This window comes from Pseudoxanthomonas sp. LjRoot125 (assembly GCF_964252705.1).
In the GTDB taxonomy this organism is placed as follows: domain Bacteria; phylum Pseudomonadota; class Gammaproteobacteria; order Xanthomonadales; family Xanthomonadaceae; genus Pseudoxanthomonas_A.
This window is the reverse complement of record NZ_CAXUOY020000001.1, coordinates 178,254-198,988: the sequence shown is the minus strand read 5'-3', so window position 1 is coordinate 198,988 and position 20,735 is coordinate 178,254. Positions and strand designations below refer to the sequence as shown.

The 20,735-nt window shown below is 67.2% G+C and carries 18 protein-coding genes; 12 read left to right on the top strand and 6 right to left on the bottom strand.

Annotated elements, in window-relative coordinates; all coding sequences use genetic code 11:
- Positions 1–79 precede the first annotated feature (79 nt).
- Both ACSION_RS00910 and ACSION_RS00905 read left to right on the top strand, forming a co-directional pair.
- Positions 80–2,260, top strand: coding sequence for a serine hydrolase (locus tag ACSION_RS00910; RefSeq protein ID WP_435306634.1), 2,181 nt, complete (start codon positions 80–82; stop codon positions 2,258–2,260).
- Positions 2,257–3,522, top strand: a complete 1,266-nt coding sequence (locus ACSION_RS00905) for an NAD(P)/FAD-dependent oxidoreductase (RefSeq protein ID WP_435304443.1) — start codon at positions 2,257–2,259, stop codon at positions 3,520–3,522. Before ACSION_RS00910 ends, ACSION_RS00905 begins: the two co-directional genes overlap by 4 nt.
- 15 nt (positions 3,523–3,537) lie before the next feature.
- Here the strand turns inward: ACSION_RS00905 and ACSION_RS00900 are convergent, their stop codons facing one another.
- From ACSION_RS00900 to ACSION_RS00880, 5 genes are all read right to left on the bottom strand, one after another.
- A complete protein-coding gene (locus ACSION_RS00900) occupies positions 3,538–3,678 on the bottom strand; it encodes a hypothetical protein (protein ID WP_435304442.1) in 141 nt (46 codons plus the stop codon).
- 95 nt (positions 3,679–3,773) lie between these two features.
- The gene (locus ACSION_RS00895) at positions 3,774–4,619 is read right to left on the bottom strand and encodes a helix-turn-helix transcriptional regulator (RefSeq protein ID WP_435304441.1); all 846 of its coding nucleotides are present in this window, start codon (positions 4,617–4,619) and stop codon (positions 3,774–3,776) included.
- Between the two features lie 19 nt (positions 4,620–4,638).
- Entirely contained in the window at positions 4,639–5,118 is a 480-nt protein-coding gene (gene trmL, locus ACSION_RS00890) for a tRNA (uridine(34)/cytosine(34)/5-carboxymethylaminomethyluridine(34)-2'-O)-methyltransferase TrmL (RefSeq protein WP_435304440.1), read from the bottom strand.
- Positions 5,119–5,224: 106 nt separating this feature from the next.
- Entirely contained in the window at positions 5,225–5,602 is a 378-nt protein-coding gene (locus ACSION_RS00885; protein ID WP_093488796.1) for a hypothetical protein, read from the bottom strand.
- 400 nt (positions 5,603–6,002) lie between these two features.
- The gene (locus ACSION_RS00880) at positions 6,003–6,707 is read right to left on the bottom strand and encodes an SDR family oxidoreductase (RefSeq protein ID WP_435304439.1); all 705 of its coding nucleotides are present in this window, start codon (positions 6,705–6,707) and stop codon (positions 6,003–6,005) included.
- Positions 6,708–6,850: 143 nt separating this feature from the next.
- On the opposite strand from ACSION_RS00880, the gene ACSION_RS00875 reads away from it, so the two are divergent.
- The 4 genes from ACSION_RS00875 (at position 6,851) to ACSION_RS00860 (ending at position 12,235) form a co-directional block, all read left to right on the top strand.
- Positions 6,851–9,715 carry a M16 family metallopeptidase gene (locus ACSION_RS00875; RefSeq protein WP_435304438.1) on the top strand — a complete coding sequence of 955 codons (2,865 nt, stop codon included), beginning with the start codon at positions 6,851–6,853 and terminating at the stop codon, positions 9,713–9,715.
- 103 nt (positions 9,716–9,818) lie between these two features.
- Positions 9,819–10,136, top strand: coding sequence for a DUF4156 domain-containing protein (locus ACSION_RS00870; protein ID WP_093488790.1), 318 nt, complete (start codon positions 9,819–9,821; stop codon positions 10,134–10,136).
- Between the two features lie 124 nt (positions 10,137–10,260).
- Positions 10,261–11,277 (top strand): 3-oxoacyl-ACP synthase III, encoded by a 1,017-nt coding sequence (locus ACSION_RS00865; RefSeq protein WP_093488788.1) that lies wholly within the window; start codon positions 10,261–10,263, stop codon positions 11,275–11,277.
- A 67-nt stretch (positions 11,278–11,344) separates the two neighbouring features.
- Entirely contained in the window at positions 11,345–12,235 is an 891-nt protein-coding gene (locus ACSION_RS00860) for an alpha/beta fold hydrolase (protein ID WP_435304437.1), read from the top strand.
- 8 nt (positions 12,236–12,243) lie between these two features.
- Here ACSION_RS00860 and ACSION_RS00855 read toward each other — a convergent pair whose 3' ends face one another.
- Positions 12,244–12,624: a YkgJ family cysteine cluster protein gene (locus tag ACSION_RS00855; RefSeq protein ID WP_435304436.1), complete on the bottom strand. Its 381-nt coding sequence runs from the start codon at positions 12,622–12,624 to the stop codon at positions 12,244–12,246.
- A 92-nt stretch (positions 12,625–12,716) separates the two neighbouring features.
- Between ACSION_RS00855 and oleC the strand changes: the two genes are divergently transcribed.
- The 6 genes from oleC (at position 12,717) to ubiB (ending at position 20,735) form a co-directional block, all read left to right on the top strand.
- Entirely contained in the window at positions 12,717–14,360 is a 1,644-nt protein-coding gene (gene oleC, locus ACSION_RS00850) for an olefin beta-lactone synthetase (protein ID WP_435304435.1), read from the top strand.
- Complete coding sequence (oleD, locus tag ACSION_RS00845; RefSeq protein ID WP_435304434.1) at positions 14,357–15,358, top strand: 2-alkyl-3-oxoalkanoate reductase; 1,002 nt, start codon at positions 14,357–14,359, stop codon at positions 15,356–15,358. Before oleC ends, oleD begins: the two co-directional genes overlap by 4 nt.
- Before the next feature lie 154 nt (positions 15,359–15,512).
- Positions 15,513–15,671 carry a DUF1328 domain-containing protein gene (locus tag ACSION_RS00840; RefSeq protein WP_093488778.1) on the top strand — a complete coding sequence of 53 codons (159 nt, stop codon included), beginning with the start codon at positions 15,513–15,515 and terminating at the stop codon, positions 15,669–15,671.
- Between the two features lie 990 nt (positions 15,672–16,661).
- Complete coding sequence (gene ltrA, locus ACSION_RS00835; protein ID WP_435304433.1) at positions 16,662–18,365, top strand: group II intron reverse transcriptase/maturase; 1,704 nt, start codon at positions 16,662–16,664, stop codon at positions 18,363–18,365.
- A gap of 64 nt (positions 18,366–18,429) precedes the next feature.
- Entirely contained in the window at positions 18,430–19,086 is a 657-nt protein-coding gene (locus tag ACSION_RS00830) for a ubiquinone biosynthesis accessory factor UbiJ (protein WP_435304432.1), read from the top strand.
- Positions 19,083–20,735 carry a ubiquinone biosynthesis regulatory protein kinase UbiB gene (gene ubiB / locus ACSION_RS00825; RefSeq protein ID WP_435304431.1) on the top strand — a complete coding sequence of 551 codons (1,653 nt, stop codon included), beginning with the start codon at positions 19,083–19,085 and terminating at the stop codon, positions 20,733–20,735. The genes ACSION_RS00830 and ubiB overlap by 4 nt, the downstream gene beginning before the upstream one ends.

Here is a 20,735-nt window from a genome sequence, read left to right as displayed (position 1 = left end):
AGGAATGCGCGTGCGATGGTTTGAATCCACCCCCAAGGCGCGCGCCCGTCGGCGTTGGCGCTTCCTGCTGGCATGCGCGATGCTCGCCGTCGCCGCGACGGTCGATGCCACGGAACCCGGCTCGTTGCGCGCCGAGCGCGACGCGGCCTTCGATGCCACCTTCGAGCGCTACAAACTGCCCGGCCTTGCGGTCGGCGTGGTGCGCGACGGACAGGTGGTCTACCTGCGGACGGCGGGCGAACGCGTCGCGGGCAGTGGCGACGAGGTGGATGCCGATACGCTGTTCAAGATCGCGTCCAACAGCAAGGCGATGACGGCGGGCGTACTCGCGCGCCTGGTCGATGCCGGCAAGCTCAACTGGGACGACCCCGTCACGAAGCACCTGCCGCAGTTCCGCATGCACGATCCCTGGGTCACGCAGCAGATGCAGGTGCGCGACCTGTTGATCCACAACAGCGGCCTTGGCCTCGGTGCGGGCGACCTGATGCTGTGGCCCGAGCCCAACCGCTTCACCCGTGCCGACATCATCGCCGGCTTGCAGCACCTGAAGCCGACGCACAGCTTTCGCGCCAACTACGCTTACGACAACCTGCTGTACGTGGTGGCCGGCGAAGTGGCCGCGGCGGCGGGGGGCGCGCCCTACGAAACGTTGGTGAGGCGCGAGCTGTTCGCCCCGTTGGGCATGCGCCGCTGCCAGGTGGGCGAATGGAACCGCGTGCAGGTCGGCAACGTGGCCCAGCCGCACATGCGCACCGAAGCCGGCAATCGCGTGATCCGCGAAGACGGCGAGGTGGTACCGGACATCACCTCGATGGCCGCGGGCGGCATTCGTTGCAGCCTCAACGACATGCTGACCTGGGTCGGCATGTGGTTGTCGCCGGACGCCACGCCGGCCTGGCTTTCGCCGGCGCAGCGCAAGGCCGTGTGGACCGCGCACATGCCGATGCCGGTGAGTGCGCGGATGCGCGCCTGGGACAACAGCCACGTATCCGCTTATGGCTACGGTTGGCGGCTGTCGGACGTGGATGGCGCATGGAAGGTGGCGCATACCGGCACGCTGGCGGGCATGTACTCCTCGGTGATCCTGCTGCCTGATCAGCGCACGGGCATCGTGATCCTGATCAACGGCGAAGGCGAAGCGGCCCGCACCGCGTTGGGCGAAGTCCTGACCAAGCAGATCACCCTGCCGGATCAGAAGCACAGCGTGGCGCACTATGCCGCGTTGCTGGACGAGGAGCGCGCGGGCGAACGCGCGGCCAAGCCGAAGCCCGACACCCGTCATCGCGCGCCGGCGCCGGTCGGTGCGCTGGCGACCTGGGCCGGACGCTATCGCGATGCCTGGTTCGGCGATGTCTCAATGTGCGCGCAGGGAGATCGCGTCCGTTTCAGTGCCGAGCGCTCACCGATGCTGACCGGCACGGTGATGCAGGTGGGCACTCGCTGGCTGGTGGACTGGGACGACGACAGCGTCGATGCCGAGCCCTGGCTGCATTTCGACGCGGCGGGCGGCACGAACCGGTTGACGCTGTCGCATGTCGATCCGGACGCGGACTTCAGCTACGACTACCAGGACCTCGAGTTCACCCGGGTGACCGCATGCGACGCTGCGCCCGCCGTGAAGGTCGAGGTATCGAGCGCCACCGACGCAGCCGCGGCAGGGCTGGTGGATGTGGCATCGCTCGCCAAGGGCATCCAGCTCGACATGCGCTATGCCGGCGCCGCCAATTTCACTGGTGCGCGCGTGCCGGGTTACGAAGCCAACACCTGCCTGTTGCTGGCGCCGGTCGCACAGGCGCTGGCGAAGGTGCAGGCCGACGTACAGCGCGAGGGCTTGTCGCTGAAGCTCTTCGATTGCTACCGGCCGGTGCGGTCGGTGAAGCATTTCGTTGCCTGGGCAAGCGATACCACCGACCAGCGCACCAAGTCCGCGTTCTATCCGAACGTCGAGAAAGCGAAGCTGCTCGACGGCTACATCGCGGAAACCTCCGGGCACAGCCGCGGCGCCACGCTGGACCTCACGCTGACCCGCTGCGAACGCGGCGCTTGCGTCGATCTCGACATGGGCACGCCGTTCGACTTCTTCGATGCCCGTGCGAATACCGCGCACGCCGATCTGTCGCCTGCGCAGAAAGCCAATCGTGCGCACCTCGTGGATGCCATGGCGCGCCACGGGTTCCATAATTACCCGATGGAATGGTGGCACTTCACCTTCCGTCCCGAACCTTCCCCCCAGACCGCGTACGACGTTCCGATCCGATGACTTCCTCCTCTTCCTCCCGGCCGCCGCGCACCACCGATGTCGCGGTGATCGGCAGTGGCATCGTCGGCCTGTCGACGGCGCACCACCTGCTCGACCGCGGCCTGTCCTGCATGCTGATCGATCCGAAGGGGCCGGCGGGCGAGACGTCGTTCGGTAACGCGGGGTCGATCTCGGTCGGCAACGTGATGCCGCAGTCGACGCCGGGCATCGTCGTCAAGGCGCTGCGCATGCTGGCCAACCCGCTGGCGCCGCTGAAACTGGACTGGGGCGTGAGCCCGTCGTACGCGCGCTGGCTGTTGCAGTTCCTGGCGCAGGGACGCTTGCAGCACGTGCTGCCGATCATCGACGCGCTGAGCGCGATCAATCGCGCCTCGCGCAGCGCATGGCTAGAGCTGGGCGAGCGCATCCAGGCGCAGGACCTGATCGCGCACACCGGCTACCTGCATGTGTACAGCGCCGTGGAGACCTTCGAGAAGGGCGAGTGGGAGCGAGGGCTGATGCGCGACCGCGGGGTCGCCTTCGACGTGCTGGATGCGGCGCAACTGCGCGAACTGGAGCCTGGCATCGGCGAAGGGTTCCAGCGCGCGGTATTCCAGCGCGAGTCGCTGGCGATGCGCGATCCGGGCGATTTCTGCCGACGGTTGTTCAACCACCTGAGCGCACGCGGTGCCGTGCCGCTGACGGCCAGCGTATCGGCGATCGCGCGCCGTGACGGTAGTTACCACCTCGATACCGACCATGGTCCGGTGCAGGCGGGTCGCGTCGTGGTGGCCGCGGGTGCGTGGAGCAATGCGTTGCTGCAGCCGTTCGGCCTGAAGATCCCGGTGATCCCGGCGCGTGGGTACCACCTGATGTATCCGCAGGCCGAGGCCGTCGTGCGTCGCCCCACGCTGTGGGCCGAGCGCTACATGGTGGTGTCGCCGATGCAGGCGGGCATCCGCATGACCAGCATCAAGGAACTGACCGCGCTCGGCCGCGATCCGCACTACCACCTGATCCGCCGGCTCGATCCGGAAGCACGCAAGCTGTTCCCCGGCATCGCCGGCGAGCCGGTGTCCGAATGGGCCGGCAACCGGCCCTGCACACCGGACTCGCTGCCGATCATCGACCGCGTGCCGGGCGAAGAGATCTTCGTCGCCACCGGCCACGGCCACCTGGGCCTGACCCAGGGGCCGGTGACCGGTCGCCTGCTCGATCGGTTGATGTCGGGTGAAGCAACGGAGATTCCGCTCGCGCCGTACGCGCTGGCGCGTTTCGGCTGAGGGCTGTGTCGCGGCTCAGGCCGCCGCGCCGTTCGCTTCGCGCAGTTTCTCCGCGCATTCCTCGCAACACACTTCCACCGTGCGACCGCCAAGGGTCACCTTGATCGCATTGCCGTCCAGCGGGTAATCGCAGGCGGCGCAGGTTTGTTCGGACATGACACGCTCCAGAAGGCTGCCCGGGTTTGGGCAGCCACAGGAGACCATGCGGGTCGGCGCGGCGCTGTCGGAATCTTTAGCGGTTTCCCGCGCACTCACGACGCGCGAAAGGTGCTCGGCGAGCGGCCGTAGGCCTGGCGGAACGCGGATGCGAAATGGCTGTGGCTGGAGAAGCCGAGGTCGTGCGCCACCGTGGAGACATCCTCGGCCGTGGCGAGCAGGTCCAGCGCGCGCGCCAGCCGCAACTGCAGCTGGTAGCGGTACAGCGGGAGACCTTCGACCTGGCGGAACACCTGGGTGAGGTAGACCGGCGAACCACCGATCTCATCCGCGATCTCGGCCAGCGTCCAGCGTCGCCCGGGATCGCTGGCAAGCAGCAGCTTGGCCCGGTCGACCAGCCGCTGCCGTCCGCGCGTTGCGCCGGGCACATGTGCGGTGCGCGCGCCGAGGCTGCGCGAGGCCAGCGTCAGCGCCAGGCCTTCGGCCTCGAGCGGTTCGCAGGTGCCGCGTCGCAAGGCATGGCTGAGCAGCGCGACCAGCGCCTGCGTGCGAGCATCGATGCGAAGGGCCTGGTGGCGAAAGGCGACCTCCGCGCCCTTGCGCCGCAACGGTGCCGGCGCGAGCTCGTCGAGCAAGGCGTCGGCCAGTTGGAGGACGAAGTTGGCGTCGCCGCCTTCCACCGGATGGCTGACCTGGTAGCCCTCCCCGGCGTTGAAGAGCAGCACATGGTTGGCGTCGGCGACGGCCTGGGTCTGGCCGACGTGGCGCAGGTAGGTGCCGCGATAGGGGAACACCAGATGCGTGGCGCCGATGCATTCCTCGTCGCTGCGATGCGGGCATTCGCCTCGGCAGCAGACATCGCGCACCGAGACGGTCGCGGTGTCGAGCAGCCGTACGACATCGAACTGCGAAGCGGAAGGCGGGCGTGCCGGGGAGGCCATCGCACCAGCCTACGCGCAATCACGCGCCGCCGGGGAACCCCGCCTGGCGCCAGGCCTCGAACACCATCACGGCGACGGTGTTGGAAAGATTGAGGCTGCGGTTGTCCGGTCGCATGGGCAATCGCAATCGGTGTTCTGCCGGCAGGCCGTCCAGTACGTCCTGCGGCAAGCCGCGCGTTTCCGGGCCGAACAGGAAGGCATCGCCCGGTCGGTACTCGACCTGGTCGTAGCGCGTGGTGCTGCGCGTGCTGAGGGCGAACAGGCGCGCAGGACGGATGCGCTGCAGGGCCGCGTCGAGCGACGCATGGACCTGCAGCGTGGCGTATTCGTGGTAATCCAGACCGGCGCGCTTGAGCTGCTTGTCTTCCAACGTGAACCCGAGGGGCTCAATCAGGTGCAGTCGCGCGCCGGTGTTCGCACAGAGGCGGATGGCGTTGCCGGTATTCGGGGGAATTTCCGGCTGGTACAGCAGGACGTCGAGGTCCAGGGCGTCGGTCATGGCGCGCATTCTACGCGGCGCTGCATGGCCTCGCGGGCGGTGGTGCGGTGGAACTCCGGCCGCAGCCGGCTTGCGTGTTACGCGGTTGGAACGTGTTGCCTGCGTATCAACGCGAAGCCAGCTGGCTGGCCAGCACACCCGCCTGCGCAGCGACCTGCTGCATGTCTTCCGCCGACGGACGCACGGTGACCACCGGCATGTCGACCACGCGCACCGCCTGGCTGGCGACGAAGTAGGCCAGGTCGCTCGCGTCCGGCGTCACGGTGACGGCGGCCAGGTCGACGATCTTGGCGTTCTTGTACGTGTTGTAGTGGGCCAGGTCGGCGGCGTCCGGCGTCACGGTGACGGTCGGCAGGTCGACGATGGTGTTCGCCTGGGCGGCGTTGTGGTTGTTGTCGGCGTGGGTGGCCGAGATGACCATGGAGCCGGCGCACAGCGCGAAGACGACGGCGGCGGTCAGCGGGAGGAGGTTCTTGGCGTTCATTGTCATGCCTCTGTAGTGATGTTGTTGGGTGGTGTGGTAGTAAGGTAGTACACCTAGACAGAACGGTCAAGCGAAACCTTTCGTTTCGGTGCTTTGGTTCAGGGTTCAGTCAGGTTCGGTTCGGAACGGCGGGAATCTTGTTATGGGTAACGCAGGAACCGTGCCAACTACAAGTTATTGATCCAATTGAACTAAGTGGTGCTTTTTCGCTGTCCGGTGTCCGAGGTGCGTGTCCGTCCGGGTGTCCGTCCTGCTTGAACAAGACGCCGGGAGGTGTGTGTTGTGACTGCGAACACGCCGCTTCAGTCGGAGGCCGGTCAGCTTGGGGTGTGCTGGTTGTGATGCCGTTTAGCTAGGAACCGTTGCAGTTCCCCGGCATGTCGGATGCTGGCGTTCAGATTCACCAGGGCAGGGGCTCGCCCTGCCAGTCGAGGAAGCCGCCGCTGTCCTCCGGTGTGAGTCGATCGATCACATGCAGCAGGCCCGAGGCGGACTCCTGCACGGACAGCGCGGCGTTCTGTCCGCCCATGTCCGTACGCACCCAGCCGGGATGCAGCGCCACCACCACGACCCCCTGGGCCGCGAATGCTTGCGACAACAGTGAGGTGGCCATGTTCTGCGCCGCCTTGCCGATGGCATAGCTGGGCGTGCGGAACTCCTGGCGCAAGCCGATCGAGCCGACTTCCGACGAGATGTTGGCGACCACGCCGCCGTCGGCCAGCCGCGGCGCGAGGGCCTGGGTCAGCAGGAACGGTCCGGCGGCGTTGGTGTGGAAGCTGGCATCCAGATCGACCGGCGCCACCTGGCCGAAGCGTTCGCCGCCCCGCAGGACGCCGGCGTTGTTGACCAGCAGGTGCAGGGGTTCTTCGTCGGTCACCAGCGGCAGTTCGCGCACCAGCGCGGCGCGGCTGCGCGGGTCGGCGACGTCCAGCGGCAATACGTGCAGGCGTCCGGGATGGTCGCCGGCCAAGGTAGTCAGCGCGGTGGCCTTGCCGGGCTGCCGGCAGGTGGCGATGACGTGGCAGTGCCGGCCCAGCAGCTGGCGGACGAGTTCCAGGCCCAACCCGCGGTTGGCGCCGGTGACGAGGCAGTGCTTGCGGTCCATGGCACCTCCCGGGTGGACGGAACGGGCTGGCGGCGCGGGCCGCATAGGCCATCCGTCATGGCTTGTGGCCTAGTGTAATGAGCCGGGGCGACGGTTAGCATCGAGGGTTCTGCTGCCCATTCAGTATTACTAAGGAGTGTCCGATGCGCGTTTCCCGCCGGCCCCGCGCCGCCCTGCTTGCCGTCGCCCTGTCCGCCGCCGTCGGAGGGCTGGCCTACGCGCCGGCACCCACGTACGCGAAGCCGGCCGCCGGTGCGGACATCGTCATTCCCTATGAGGAGTTCACCCTGCCCAACGGCCTGCGCGTAATCGTGCACACCGACCGCAAGGCACCGATCGTGGCAGTGAACATCTGGTACCACGTGGGCAGCAAGAACGAGACCCCGGGCCGCACCGGCTTCGCCCACCTGTTCGAGCACCTGATGTTCCAGGGCAGCGAGAACCAGCCCGGCGAGTTCTTCACCCCGTTCGAGCTGGTCGGCGCCACCGACCAGAACGGCACCACCAACCAGGACCGCACCAACTACTTCCAGAACGTGCCCACCACCGCGCTCGACATGGCGCTGTGGATGGAATCCGACCGCATGGGCCACCTGCTCGGTGCGATCGACCAGAAGGGGCTGGACGAACAGCGTGGCGTGGTCCAGAACGAGAAGCGCCAGGGCGAGAACCAGCCCTACGGCCGCCGCATCATGGCCCGCATGTTCGAAGCCCTGTACCCGGCCGGCCATCCCTACAGCTGGCAGACCATCGGCTCGATGGCCGACCTGGACGCCGCCACCCTGGACGACGTGAAGACTTGGTTCCGCAGCTGGTACGGCCCGAACAACGCCGTGCTGGTGCTGGCCGGCGACATCGACGTGGCCACCGCCAAGCAGAAGGTCACGCGCTACTTCGGCGACATTCCCGCCAGCGCCACGCTGGCCGACATGAAGGCCAACATTCCCACCCACGCCAAGGACACGCGCGAAACCATTCCGGATCGCGTGCCGCAGGTGCGCCTGTACCGCGGCTGGGCCGTGGCCGAGATGGGCTCGAAGGACGCGGCGCTGCTGGACCTGTTCGCCCAGGTGCTGGGCGGCAGCGCGGCGTCGCGCTTCGACACCCGCCTGGTGCATGGCGAGAAGATCGCGGACCAGGCCAGCGCCTACCAGTGGAGCAGCGAGATCAGCGGCACCTTCTTCCTCGTCTCGACGGTGAAGGAAGGCGTGGATCCGGCGAAGGTGGAGAAGGCGCTGGACGAAGAACTGAAGCGCCTGATCGCCAGCGGCCCGACCGCCGACGAACTGGAGCGCGCCAAGGTCGCCGGCCGTGCGTCGTTCGTGCGCGGCATCGAGCGCATCGGTGGCTTTGGCGGCAAGTCCGACGTGCTCGCGTCGTGCGCCGTCTACCAGGGCAAGCCGGACTGCTACCAGGAAGAACTCGACATCCTCGCCAACGCGACCGCGGCCGAGGTGCAGGCCGCCGCGAAGAAGTGGCTGGCGGGCGCATCGCACACCATCCTCGTGCAGCCGAGTGAGACGCCAGCCTCTTCGCTGCCGGAAACCGTGTTCGCCGCACCGGCCACCACGCCGGCCGCCACGCCGAAGGTCGACCCGAAGTTCAAGACGGTGAAGACCGACGTCGACCGCAGCACCGGCGTGCCGAAGACCACGACCTTCCCCGACCTGAAGTTCCCCGCCGTGCAGCGCGCCACGCTGTCCAACGGCATGCAGGTGGTGCTGGCCGAACGCCATGAGACGCCGGTGGTGCAGTTCAATGTCGAATTCCCCGGTGGCTATGCCGCCGACGTCGGCAAGAAGCTGGGCACCGCGAGCTTCGCGCTGCAGATGATGGACGAGGGTGCGGGCGACTACAGCGCGCTGGCCTTCGCTGCGCGCAAGGAAGCCCTGGGCGCCGAACTCAGCACCGGCGGTGGCCTGGATTCAGCCTCGGTCGGCCTGTCCGCGCTGACCGAGAAGCTGGAACCCTCGCTCGACCTGCTGGCCGACGTGCTGCGTCGTCCGACCTTCGACGCGGGCGAGATCGAGCGCGTGCGCGCCACCTGGATCGCCGGCATCAAGCAGGAAAAGGCCCGCCCGCAGACCGCCGCGCTGCGCACGCTGCCGCCGCTGCTGTACGGCGCCGGCCACCCGTACGCGATCCCGTTCACCGGCTCGGGCACCGAAGCCTCGATCGCCTCGCTGACCCGCGATGACCTGGTCGCCTTCCACCGCGACTGGCTGCAGCCGGACCAGGCCCGCATCACCATCGTCGGCGACACCACGCTGGCGCAGATCGTGCCGCTGCTGGAAGCCCGCCTCGGCAACTGGAAGGCCGCGCCGAACGCGCCCAAGCTGGCCGCCGTGCCGAAGGTTGCCAACGCCGCCAAGCCGCGCGTGTTCCTGATCGACCAGCCGGGCGCGATCCAGTCCAACGTCTATGCCGCGCAGCTGGTGCCGCCCACCGGCGACGCCGGCACGATCGACTTCGACTTCGCCAACGGCGTGCTCGGCGGCCAGTTCAGCTCGCGCCTCAACATGAACCTGCGCGAGGACAAGCACTGGGCCTACGGTTCCTACAGCGGCGCCCGCAACACGCTGGGCCAGCGCCCGTGGTGGGCGAGCGCGGCGGTGCAGAGCGATCGCACGGCTGATTCGATGAAGGAGCTGCAGAAGGAAATCAGCCAGTTCGCCACCGGCCAGGTGCCGGCCAAGCCGGACGAGATCGCCAAGATCCGCGCGGCGAACACGCTTGAGCTGCCGGGGGCGTACGAGACCGCTTCCGCCGTGCTCAGCCAGATCGCCTCCAACCAGCGCTATGGCCGCCCGGACGATTACATCGTCCAGTACAAGGCCCGCAACGAGGCCATTGGTGCCGCCGACGTGGCCAAGGCCGCGACCACGCTGTCGCCGGCCGCGCTGACCTGGGTGGTCGTGGGCGACCTGTCCAAGGTCGGTGCCTCGGTGCGCGCGCTGCAGTTGGGCGAAGCGGTCGAGCTCGACGCCGACGGCAACGCCAAGAAGTAAGACTGGCCCTGCCGCCGTCCCTCGCCGGGGACGGCGGTCGGCCCGGATCGATTCATCCGGCGTCGGCCAGAATGGCCACGACTCACATTCCAAGGTGACCCCGATGCGTCTCGCCCTGCTTGCCGTGGCTTCCACCGTGCTGTTGTCCGCCTGCACCTGGGTGCACCTGGCGCCGTCCGCGAAGAACGTCCGGGTCATTCCCGGCGGTGCGGCACCCGCGGGCTGCGAGAAGCGCGGCGAAGTGTCGGTTTCGGTGAAAGACAGCGTGGCCTTCTATGACCGCAACAACCTGCGGGTGCGCGACGAGCTGGAAACCCTGGCCCGCAACGAGGGCCCTGGCCTGCAGGCCGATACCCTGCAGCCGCTCGGCGACCCCGCCAACGGCGAGCAGCGCTTCGCCGCCTATCGGTGCGGTCGATAAAGTGTGAACTGAGTCACACTTGAGCGGGCGTGTCGGGGTGCGACCGGGCGCGTAAAGATGCGGTGAAGACGGGAAGCAAGTACCCTTGTCGGCCCCTTCCGCCTGAGCCTTGGCGCTAACCTCGATGCTCTTCAAGAATGTCTCCATCGCGGGACTGGCGCATATCGATGCGCCCCACACGCTGACGTCGGACGAGATCAACGCCCGCCTGCAGCCCACGCTCGACCGCCTGGGCATCAAGACGGACGTCCTCAACGACATCGCCGGCGTGCACGCCCGCCGTTTGTGGGACGCCGACACCCAGGCTTCCGACGCCGCCACCATGGCCGCGCGCAAGGCCCTGCTCGACGCCGGCATCACCGCCGACAAGGTCGGCCTGGTGGTCAACACCTCCGTCAGCCGCGACTACCTGGAGCCGTCCACCGCCAGCATCGTCTGCGGCAACCTGGGCGTGGCCGAGCATTGCCAGACCTTCGACGTCGCCAATGCGTGCCTGGCCTTCATCAACGGCATGGACATCGCCGCCCGCATGCTCGAGCGCGACGAGATCGACTACGCGCTGGTCGTCGATGGCGAGACCGCCAACCTGGTTTATGAAAAGACCATCGAGCGCCTCAACGCGCCCGACATCACCGAACAGCAGTTCCGCGACGAACTGGCCGCGCTGACCCTGGGCTGCGGCGCCGTGGCCATGGTCATGGCGCGCGCTGCGCTCGTGCCGGACGCCCCGCGCTACAAGGGCGGCGTGACGCGTTCGGCGACCGAGTGGAACAAGCTCTGCCGCGGCAACCTCGACCGCATGGTCACCGACACCCGCATGCTGCTGATCGAAGGCATGAAGCTGGCCAACAAGACCTTCGCCGCCGCCAAGGTCGCGCTGGGTTGGGCGGTCGACGAACTGGACCAGTTCGTCATCCACCAGGTCAGCCGCCCGCACACGCAGGCCTTCATCAAGTCCTTCGGCATCGATCCGCAGAAGGTCATGACCATCTTCACCGAGCACGGCAACATCGGTCCGGCTTCCGTGCCGATCGTGTTGAGCAAGCTGAAGGAACTGGGCAAGCTGAAGAAGGGCGACCGCATCGCCCTGCTCGGCATCGGCTCGGGCCTGAACTGCACGATGGCCGAAGTGGTCTGGTGATCCCTGCCGCACTTCGTATCCAGGGGGCCGGTTCGCCGGCCCTTTTCTTTGACGGCGGCGACGCACGATGAACCTTCCCGGCTATCCCTCCCATCCGCAGCGCTTCGAGGTCCGCCCGGGCCTGTCGATGAACTACCTCGACGAAGGTCCGCGCGACGGCGAGGTGGTGGTGATGCTGCACGGAAATCCGTCGTGGAGCTATTACTGGCGCACGCTGGTGGCGGGGCTGTCGGACAAGTACCGGTGCATCGTGCCCGACCACATCGGCATGGGCCTGTCGGACAAGCCTGACGACAGCCGCTACGACTACACCCTGCAGTCGCGCGTGGACGACGTCGCCGCGCTGCTGCGCCACCTCGGCATCACCGGCCCGGTGACGCTGGCCGTGCACGACTGGGGCGGCATGATCGGTTTCGGCTGGGCGCTTTCGCACGCCGCGCAGGTGAAGCGCCTGGTGGTCACCAACACCGCCGCGTTCCCGATGCCCGCCGCGAAGGCGATGCCGTGGCAGATCGGGCTCGGCCGCGACTGGAAGATCGGCGAGTGGATCATCCGCGGCTTCAACGCCTTCTCGGCCGGCGCGTCGTGGATCGGCGTCGAACGCCGCATGCCCACCGACGTGCGCCGCGCCTATGTGTCGCCGTACGACACCTGGGCCAACCGCATCTCCACGATCCGCTTCATGCAGGACATCCCGCTCGGTCCGAAGGACAAGGCGTGGCCGCTGCTCGACGCCGCCGGCAAGGCGCTGCCGTCGTTCGCCGACCGGCCCGCATTCCTGGGCTGGGGCTTGAAGGACTTCGTGTTCGACAAGCACTTCCTCGACGGTTTCCGCGCCGCGTTGCCGAACGCGGAAGTGCACGCGTACGAAGACGCCGGCCACTATGTGCTGGAAGACAAGCACGAGATCCTGGTGCCGCTGATCCGCGACTTCCTGGACCGCCACCCGCTCGATTGAGCGGCGCGTCAGAGCGCCGGCAGCGGGTTCTTTTCGGCGTCCACCACGCCCGCCCAGTCCGCTGCCTCGAGCAGCGGCAAGCCATGCGCCAGCCGCGCCTTGTCGCATTGCGCGCTGCGCTCGCCGAATTCCAGCGAGGCCGGCACCAGCGCGCAGACCGACGGGCGCCGGTCGTGGATCGTGCAGCGGCTGTAGCGGCCGATGTCGGCGTCCAGCGCCACGCAACGCGGCTCCTTCTGCGAGGTGCCGCGCATCACCCGCTCGTGCACGCGCAACGGCTCGGTCAGTTCGATCGGCACCACGCCGCCCTGGTCGGGGTCCGCCTCGCTCCAGTGGAAGCTCACGCGGAAGTGGGCGCAGCAGGCGCCGCAGGTCAGGCAGGGGTGCATCGGCGTGGGCTGGCGTCAGGGCGCGGGCGGGACGCGCATTCTGCCAACGCCGCGGGCTGACGCAAGTACCGCCCAGCGGCGACAATGCCCGCATGACCGATCCGTGCAACATCGCCGCCAGCTTGCCCCGGCTGGCCCGCGAGCAGCCCGACCGCGTGGCCATGCGCTGCCCCGATGGCGCCGGCCGCTACACCCGCGAGCTCACCTACGCGCAGCTCGATGCCCGCAGCGACGCCATCGCCGCCGGCCTGGGCGCGTACGGCATCGGCCGCGGCAGCCGCACGGTGGTGATGGTGCGGCCCACGCCGGAGTTCTTCCTGCTGATGTTCGCGCTGTTCAAGGCCGGTGCCGTGCCGGTGCTGGTAGACCCCGGCATCGACCGCCGTGCGCTGAAGCAATGCCTGGACGAAGCCGAGCCCGAGGCCTTCATCGGCATCCCGCTCGCCCAGGTCGCGCGCCGCGTGCTGGGCTGGGCGAGATCGGCGAAGAAGATCGTCACCGTCGGCACGCGCTGGGCCTGGGGCGGCACCACGCTGGCGAAGATCGAAGCGCGCGGCAGCGGCGCGGGCCCGCAACTCGCGGACACCTCGCCCGACGATGTCGCCGGCATCCTGTTCACCAGCGGCTCCACCGGCGTGCCGAAGGGCGTGGTCTATCGTCATCGTCATTTCGTCGCCCAGATCGAACTGCTGCGCAATGCGTTCGGCATGCAGCCCGGCGGCGTGGACCTGCCGACCTTCCCGCCGTTCGCGCTGTTCGATCCTGCGCTGGGGCTGACCTCGGTGATCCCCGACATGGATCCCACCCGGCCCGCGAGTGCCGACCCGAACAAGCTGCACGCGGCCATCGCGCGCTTCGGCGTCACCCAGCTGTTCGGCTCGCCGGCGTTGATGAAGGTGCTCGCCGACCACGGCGCACCGCTGCCCACCGTGCAGCGCGTGACGTCCGCCGGTGCGCCGGTGCCGCCCGATACCGTGGCGAAGATCCGCACGCTGCTCCCCGAGGGTGCGCAGTTCTGGACGCCGTACGGCGCGACCGAGTGCCTGCCCGTTGCCGTCATCGAAGGCCGCGAACTGGAATCCACGCGCACGGCGACCGAAGCCGGTGCCGGCACCTGCGTCGGTCGCGCCGTCCCGCCGAACGAGGTCCGCATCATCCGCATCGTCGATGCGCCGATCGCCGACTGGCGCGACGTCGACATCGTGCCCGATGGCGAGGTCGGCGAAATCACCGTCGCCGGCCCCACCGCCACCGATACTTATTTCCGCCGCGACGCGGCCACGCGGATCGCCAAGATCCGCGAAGCGCTGCCCGACGGGGGCGAGCGCATCGTGCATCGCATGGGCGACGTGGGCTGGTTCGATGGCGAAGGCCGACTGTGGTTCTGCGGGCGCAAGACGCAGCGCGTGGAGACCGCCGACGGCCCGCTCTACACCGAGCAGGTCGAGCCCGTGTTCAACACGCATCCACAGGTCCGCCGCACCGCGCTGGTCGGCGTGGGCGAGGCTGGCTTGCAGCGGCCGGCGCTGTGCTACGAGCTGATGCTCGGCGTGGTCGCCGATCGCGTGCGCATCGAGGCCGAACTGCGCGAGATCGGCGCACGCCTTCCGCATACCGCACGCATCGGCGTGTTCCTGCCGCACCCGGGCTTTCCCGTCGACATCCGCCACAACGCCAAGATCGGCCGCGAGACGCTGGCCGTGTGGGCCGCCACGCAAAAGGAGCAACACGCATGAAGATCCTCGTTACCGGCGGCGGTGGATTCCTCGGTCAGGCACTGTGCCGTGGCCTGGTCGAGCGCGGGCACGAGGTCATCAGCCTCAATCGCGGTTATTACCCGGCGTTGCGCGAACTGGGCGTGGGCCAGGTGCAGGGCGATCTCGCCGATGCGCACGCGGTGCGGCATGCCGCCGACGGCGTCGATGCGGTCTTCCACAACGCTGCCAAGGCCGGCGCGTGGGGCAGCTATCGCAGCTACCACGACGCCAACGTGGTCGGCACGCAGAATGTGCTCGATGCCTGCCGCGCGCACGGCATCGGCCGGCTGGTTTATACCTCCACGCCCAGCGTGACCCACCGTGCCACGCATCCGGTCGAAGGCGGCACCGCCGCCGACGTGCCTTATGGCGAAGGCTTCAAGGCGCCGTACGCGAGCACCAAGACGATCGCCGAGAAAGCCGTGCTCGCCGCCAACGAGGCTTCGCTGGCGACGGTCGCGCTGCGCCCGCGCCTGATCTGGGGCCCGGGCGACCACCAGATCCTCCCGCGCCTGGTGTCGCGTGCGCGCGCCGGCCGGCTGCGCATCGTCGGCAGCGGCGAGAACCACGTCGACACCACCTACATCGACAACGCTGCGCAGGCGCACTTCGATGCCTTCGACCATCTCGCGCCGGGCGCCGCCTGCGCAGGCAAGGCGTACTTCATCTCCAACGGCGAGCCGTGGCCGATGCGCAAGCTGCTCAACGCGCTGCTGGAAACGGCCGGCGCGCCGCGCGTGGACAAGCACCTGTCGTTCAAGGCCGCGTACCGCGTGGGCGCGGTGTGCGAAACCCTGTGGACGGTGCTGCCGCTGAAGGGCGAACCGCCGATGACGCGCTTCCTCGCCGAACAACTCGCCACCGCGCACTGGTACGACATGGCGCCCGCGCGCCGCGATTTCGGCTACGTGCCGCGCGTGTCGATGGAAGAAGGTTTTGCGCGCCTGCAGGCCTGGTTGCGCGACCATCCGGTCTGACGCGCCGCGCTTCGGCGGCGACCCTTCACGCATGGATCACGACGCTTAAGCGTGGCCGTCTGCGTGCGCCCCACGCTCACGCGGCGATGACTCCCGGCATTCCAGCATGGCCCCACCACCGGCCTTCCTGGCCGCATGCCAACAGGAGTTCCCCATGCTGCACTACGCCGTCATCTTCTTCATCGTCGCGATCATCGCGGCCGTGCTGGGTTTCAGTGGCATCGCCGGCGCCGCCACCAACATTGCGTGGGTGCTGTTCGTCGTGTTCCTGATCCTGGCCGTCGTCTCGATGCTGCGCGGCAAGCGCGTCTGACGCCATCACCGTCTCTCTCCGCCGGGGCGGCAGGATGCCGCCGCGCCCGTCCGGTCCGGCAGGAAGCCGGCCTGCGGACGGGCGGGGTGCAAGGCCTTGCCGCTAGAATGACGGCATGGGTGCGACACGAAGGTTCGTGTAGCTCGTAGGTCTGAGTGCCTTAATACTCCATCTAACCAAGACCCTCCGGGGTCCCATCGAAATCCGCAAGCGGAGTCGGGAAGTACGTCAGACTCCGCCGCAAGGGCAGGGTATGTCGTGCATGGAATTCCCACACGACCCTGTCGTGTCCTTGCGAATCAATGAGTTGGCTTGCAAGAAGCCAGCACTATCTCTACGCGAACCTGTGTCTTGTTGATCATTGTCCTACCCGTCCGGATGACGGGAAGTAGGACCTGGTGTGTGACCGCCAGTAGCCTGAAGTGGCGTGCGTCTTCGGAAACGGAGGGGTGCGAAGCCCACTGAACAAGTCTCCCGCAAGGGGCGTGAAGTCGCGAGGTTTTCACGCAGATTCTGGTAGCAGCAAACCGGATGAGGGGCGAGGCTGGCTGAAATGGGTAACTTTTGTGAATTGTCGATAAACGTCGTCACCATTGCAGTACCGAAGCTGCTTATAGGTACTCCGCGGCTGGTCATCCCACTCCATGCATGGGATGCGTCACCAAGACAAGCCGCCGGCGAATAGACAGACCCTGCCTCAGTCGTGTGATCTTCAAGGAACGTGGTAATACCCGCACTCCCGCCCTCTGGGCAGGCTCTCCGCAAGGGGCGCTGTTGGGAGCGGGTAAGGGAGGTCGGAGAAAGCAAATGCCCCTCTGTAATGGAGCGGATACGCCCACTTCCGACTGGTCTGCATCGCGTGTCACCTGCTTGACCCTATCTACGTGGGCTTCGGTCCACGACTACCCAACCCCGACGGGGCGCATGTCGCCCCTGCCGGGGCTCCATGCGTCTTTCCGCCGGGATGTTTCATCTCAGGAGGAACGAAGCATGAGAGTGACCCCTCGCGGGCCTGCGCGTTCCCACGTTCCTGACAACTGGCACCAGATCGACTGGCGCCGGGTGGAAAGGAATGTGCGGGGTATACAGGTCCGTATCGCGAAGGCAACACAGGAAGGTCAGTGGCGCAAGGTGAAAGCCCTGCAACGCTGGCTGACCCGCTCGTACTGCGGCAAGGTAATGGCGGCAAGACGAGTGACAGAGAACCAAGGCTCACGAACGGCAGGTGTCGATCGTGAACTCTGGGACACGCCTGAAACCCGATTGGAAGCGATAGGCCGGATGAGGCGGCGAGGGTACAAGCCCAAGCCGCTACGCCGCGTCTACATCCCGAAGGCCAACGGCAAGGAACGTCCGCTGGGAATCCCGACGATCTTGGATCGGGCCATGCAGGCGCTTCATCTGCTGGCACTGGAGCCGGTATCCGAATCGACGAGTGATCCGAACAGCTACGGCTTCCGGATTAATCGCTCGACGCACGATGCCATGAGCCAGTTGTTTGTTTCCCTGTCCCAGACGGCTTCGGCCCAATGGGTGCTGGAAGCGGACATCAAGGGGTGTTTCGACCACATCAACCACGACTGGCTGCTTCGCAATGTCCGCATGGACAGAACGGTGCTCAGAAAGTGGCTGAAGGCCGGGGTCATCCACAAGGGGCTTCTTCAGCACACCGAAGAAGGAACGCCACAGGGCGGCATCATCAGCCCTACATTGGCCAATGTGACACTGAATGGGCTGGAGTCAGGTCTGCACGCGCACCTACGTGCGCGGATAGGCAAGACGAAAGCTGCGGGACTCAAAGTAAATGTGGTGCGGTACGCGGATGACTTCGTCATAACCGGTAGCTCGAAGGAGTTGCTGGAGGAGGAGGTCAAGCCATGGGTGGAAGGGTTCCTCAAAGAACGAGGGCTCGAACTGTCGATGGAAAAGACGCGCATCGTGCACATCAACGAGGGTTTCGACTTCCTGGGCTGGAACTTCCGCAAGTACAGCGGAAAGATGCTCATCAAACCGAGCAAGAAGAGCGAGCAATCGAACTATTGCAAGGTCAAGGAGGCTATCAGTAGCAACAAGACGGTACGGCAGTACGATCTGATCGACCTGCTGAACCCAATACTGCGAGGCTGGGCGAACTATCACAGCCCCGTAGTGGCCAAGATGGCGTTCAATCGCATGGATCACCTGATACACCGGGCGATCTGGCGATGGGCGAAACGGCGACATCCAGACAAGAGGGTGGACTGGGTGAGAAATAAGTATTTTCACTCGGTCGAGCTTCGAAACTGGGTGTTCGCCGGGATGGGAACTGACAGGTACGGAGTACCGCGGCAGGCGACGCTTTATACGCTTGCGGATACTCCAATTCGGAGGCATCAAAAGGTCAAAGGGAGTTACAACCCCTTCGACCCGGCTGATGAAAGGTACGGAGAGACCCTGCGACAACAGCGCTTGCTGAACAGCAAGTGCCAAAGAAAGCAGTGGCTATCTCTTTATCAATCGCAAGCCGGTCGTTGCGCCTTGTGCCAAGGGGCCATCACGCAGGAAACTGGGTGGGAAAACCACCACATCGTCTACAAGGCGATGGGTGGGCCGGATACACTGGCTAACCGAGTTCTCCTGCACCCCGTATGTCATATCCGAGTCCATCAACTTGGTTTGAAAGTAGTGAAGCCGGCTCCCTCACGGGGGCTTTAAGCAGGCTTGAGCCGTATGCGGGGAAACTCGCACGTACGGTTCTTAGGGGGGGGGGCTCATGCAAATGAGCCCTCCCACCCGACACCTGTCCCCGTTCGATGCCCTGAAGCCGCTCGCCGGCCGCGCGCTGGAAACCGCGCTCAACCACGCCCTCACGCTGGACCCGGACACCCAGGCGGCGCTGCTGCCGCTGGAAGGCCGTCGCATCCAGCTGCGCATCGATGCACCGGCGCTGGCGATGGACATCATCGTCGGCGGTGGTCAGTTGCAGGTGGGCCCCGCGAGCGAAGTCCTCGATGCCGACCTCGCCGTGCGCAGCACGCTCGGCGGGCTGCTGTCCCAGCTCCCGTTCTTCCGCCGCGACGATGCCGCTCCAGTCGGCAAGCTGCACGTCTCCGGCGATGCCGATCTCGCCCGCCGCTTGCAGACGCTCGCCACCCGTTTCGATCCCGACTGGTCGCTGCCGTTCACCCGCGTGTTCGGCGACGTGATCGGCGTGCAGGTGGCCAACACCGTGCGCGCCGGCCTGCAGCAGGCGCGGATCGTCGCCGGCAACGTCGCAGAGAGCGCCGCCGAGTACGTCACCGAGGAATCGCGCGACGTCGTCGGCCGCGCCGAACTCAACGCCTTCCACGACGACGTCGATGCCGTGCGCGACGACGTCGAGCGCCTGGCCGTGCGCGTCGGCCGCCTCGCCGCACGCGTGGAGCAACGCGCATGAAGTCGGTGTTGCGGGCCAGCCGCATCGGACGCGTCCTGCTCCGCTACCGCCTCGACGACCTGCTGGAAGGCACGCCGGTCGAACGCTGGTTGCGGCTCGCGCGTCCGTTCGTGCCGCGCGCCTCGGCCCAGATCGCGGCGCAACCGCGCGGCGCGCGCCTGCGCCTGGCGATGCAGGAACTCGGGCCGATCTTCGTCAAGTTCGGCCAGATCCTGTCCACGCGCCGCGACCTGATCCCGCCCGACATCGCCGAAGAACTGACCCTGCTGCAGGACCGCGTCGCGCCCTTCGATGGCGAGATCGCGCGCCGGTTGGTGGAAGAGGAACTCGGCCAGCCGATCCACGAGGCGTTCGAGCAGTTCGACACCACGCCGCTGGCGTCCGCCTCCATCGCGCAGGTGCACGCGGCCATCCTGCCCGGCGGTCGCGAGGTGGTGGTGAAGGTGCTGCGGCCCGACATCCGCAAGCAGATCGCCGGCGACATCGCGCTGCTGGAAAGCATCGCCGCCATCGTCGAGCGCGCGCACCCCGCCGCCGACAAGATCCGCCCGCGCGAAGTCGTCGCCGAGATCGAGAACACGCTGGCGGCCGAACTCGACCTGCAGCGCGAGGCCGGCAACGCCAGCCTGCTGCGCCGCAACTGGGCCGACTCGCCCGACCTGTACGTGCCGGAAGTGATCTGGTCGCACACCGCCGAACGCGCGATGACGATGGAACGCGTGCGCGGCATTCCGTCCGACGACATCGCCGCGCTGGATGCCGCCGGCATCGACCGCAAGGCACTCGCCGCCAAGGGCGTGCGCGTGTTCTACCAGCAGGTGTTCCGCGACAACTTCTTCCACGCCGACGCGCACGCCGGCAACATCTGGGTGGATCCGGAACGCAAGAAAGACCCGCGCTTCATCGCGCTGGATTTCGGGATCATGGGCCAGCTCTCGCGCGACGACCAGTTCTGGCTCGCCGAGAATTTCATGGCGATCTTCAACCGGGACTACCGCCGCATCGCCGAACTGCACGTGCAGGCGGGCTGGATGCCGTCGTACATCCGCATCGACGAACTGGAAGCGGCGGCACGCGCGGTGTGCGAGCCGTACTTCACCCGTCCGCTCAGCGAGATCTCGCTGGCCGAGGTGCTGGCCAAGCTGTTCCGCACCGCGCAGCGCTACGAACTCACCCTGCAACCGCAGCTGATCCTGCTGCAGAAGACGCTGCTCAACATCGAAGGCGTCGGCCGCCAGCTGGACCCGCAGATCGACATCTGGGCCGTCGCCAAGCCGGTGCTGGAGCGCATCCTGCTGGAGCGATACAGCCCGCAGCGCGCCGCGCAGGAGTTCCGCAAGCGCCTGCCCGAAATCATGACCCATGCGCCGGACATGCCGCGCCTGGTGCACGCGTGGCTGAGCCAGCAAGTGGACGGCCGGCACGAACTGTCGCTGCGTTCCAAGGACCTCACCGATCTCGCGCAGACGATGAAGGGCATGCAGCGCCGCGTGGTCGCCGCCATCCTCGGCGTGGGCCTGCTGATCGTCGCGGCCGTGCTGTACGGCCTGGAAGCGGGCGGCCCGAGCATTTTCTCTGTGCCGGCGTCGGCGTGGATCGCCGGCATCGGCGGCCTGTGGGCGCTGCTGGCGGCGTGGCCGCGGCGCTGA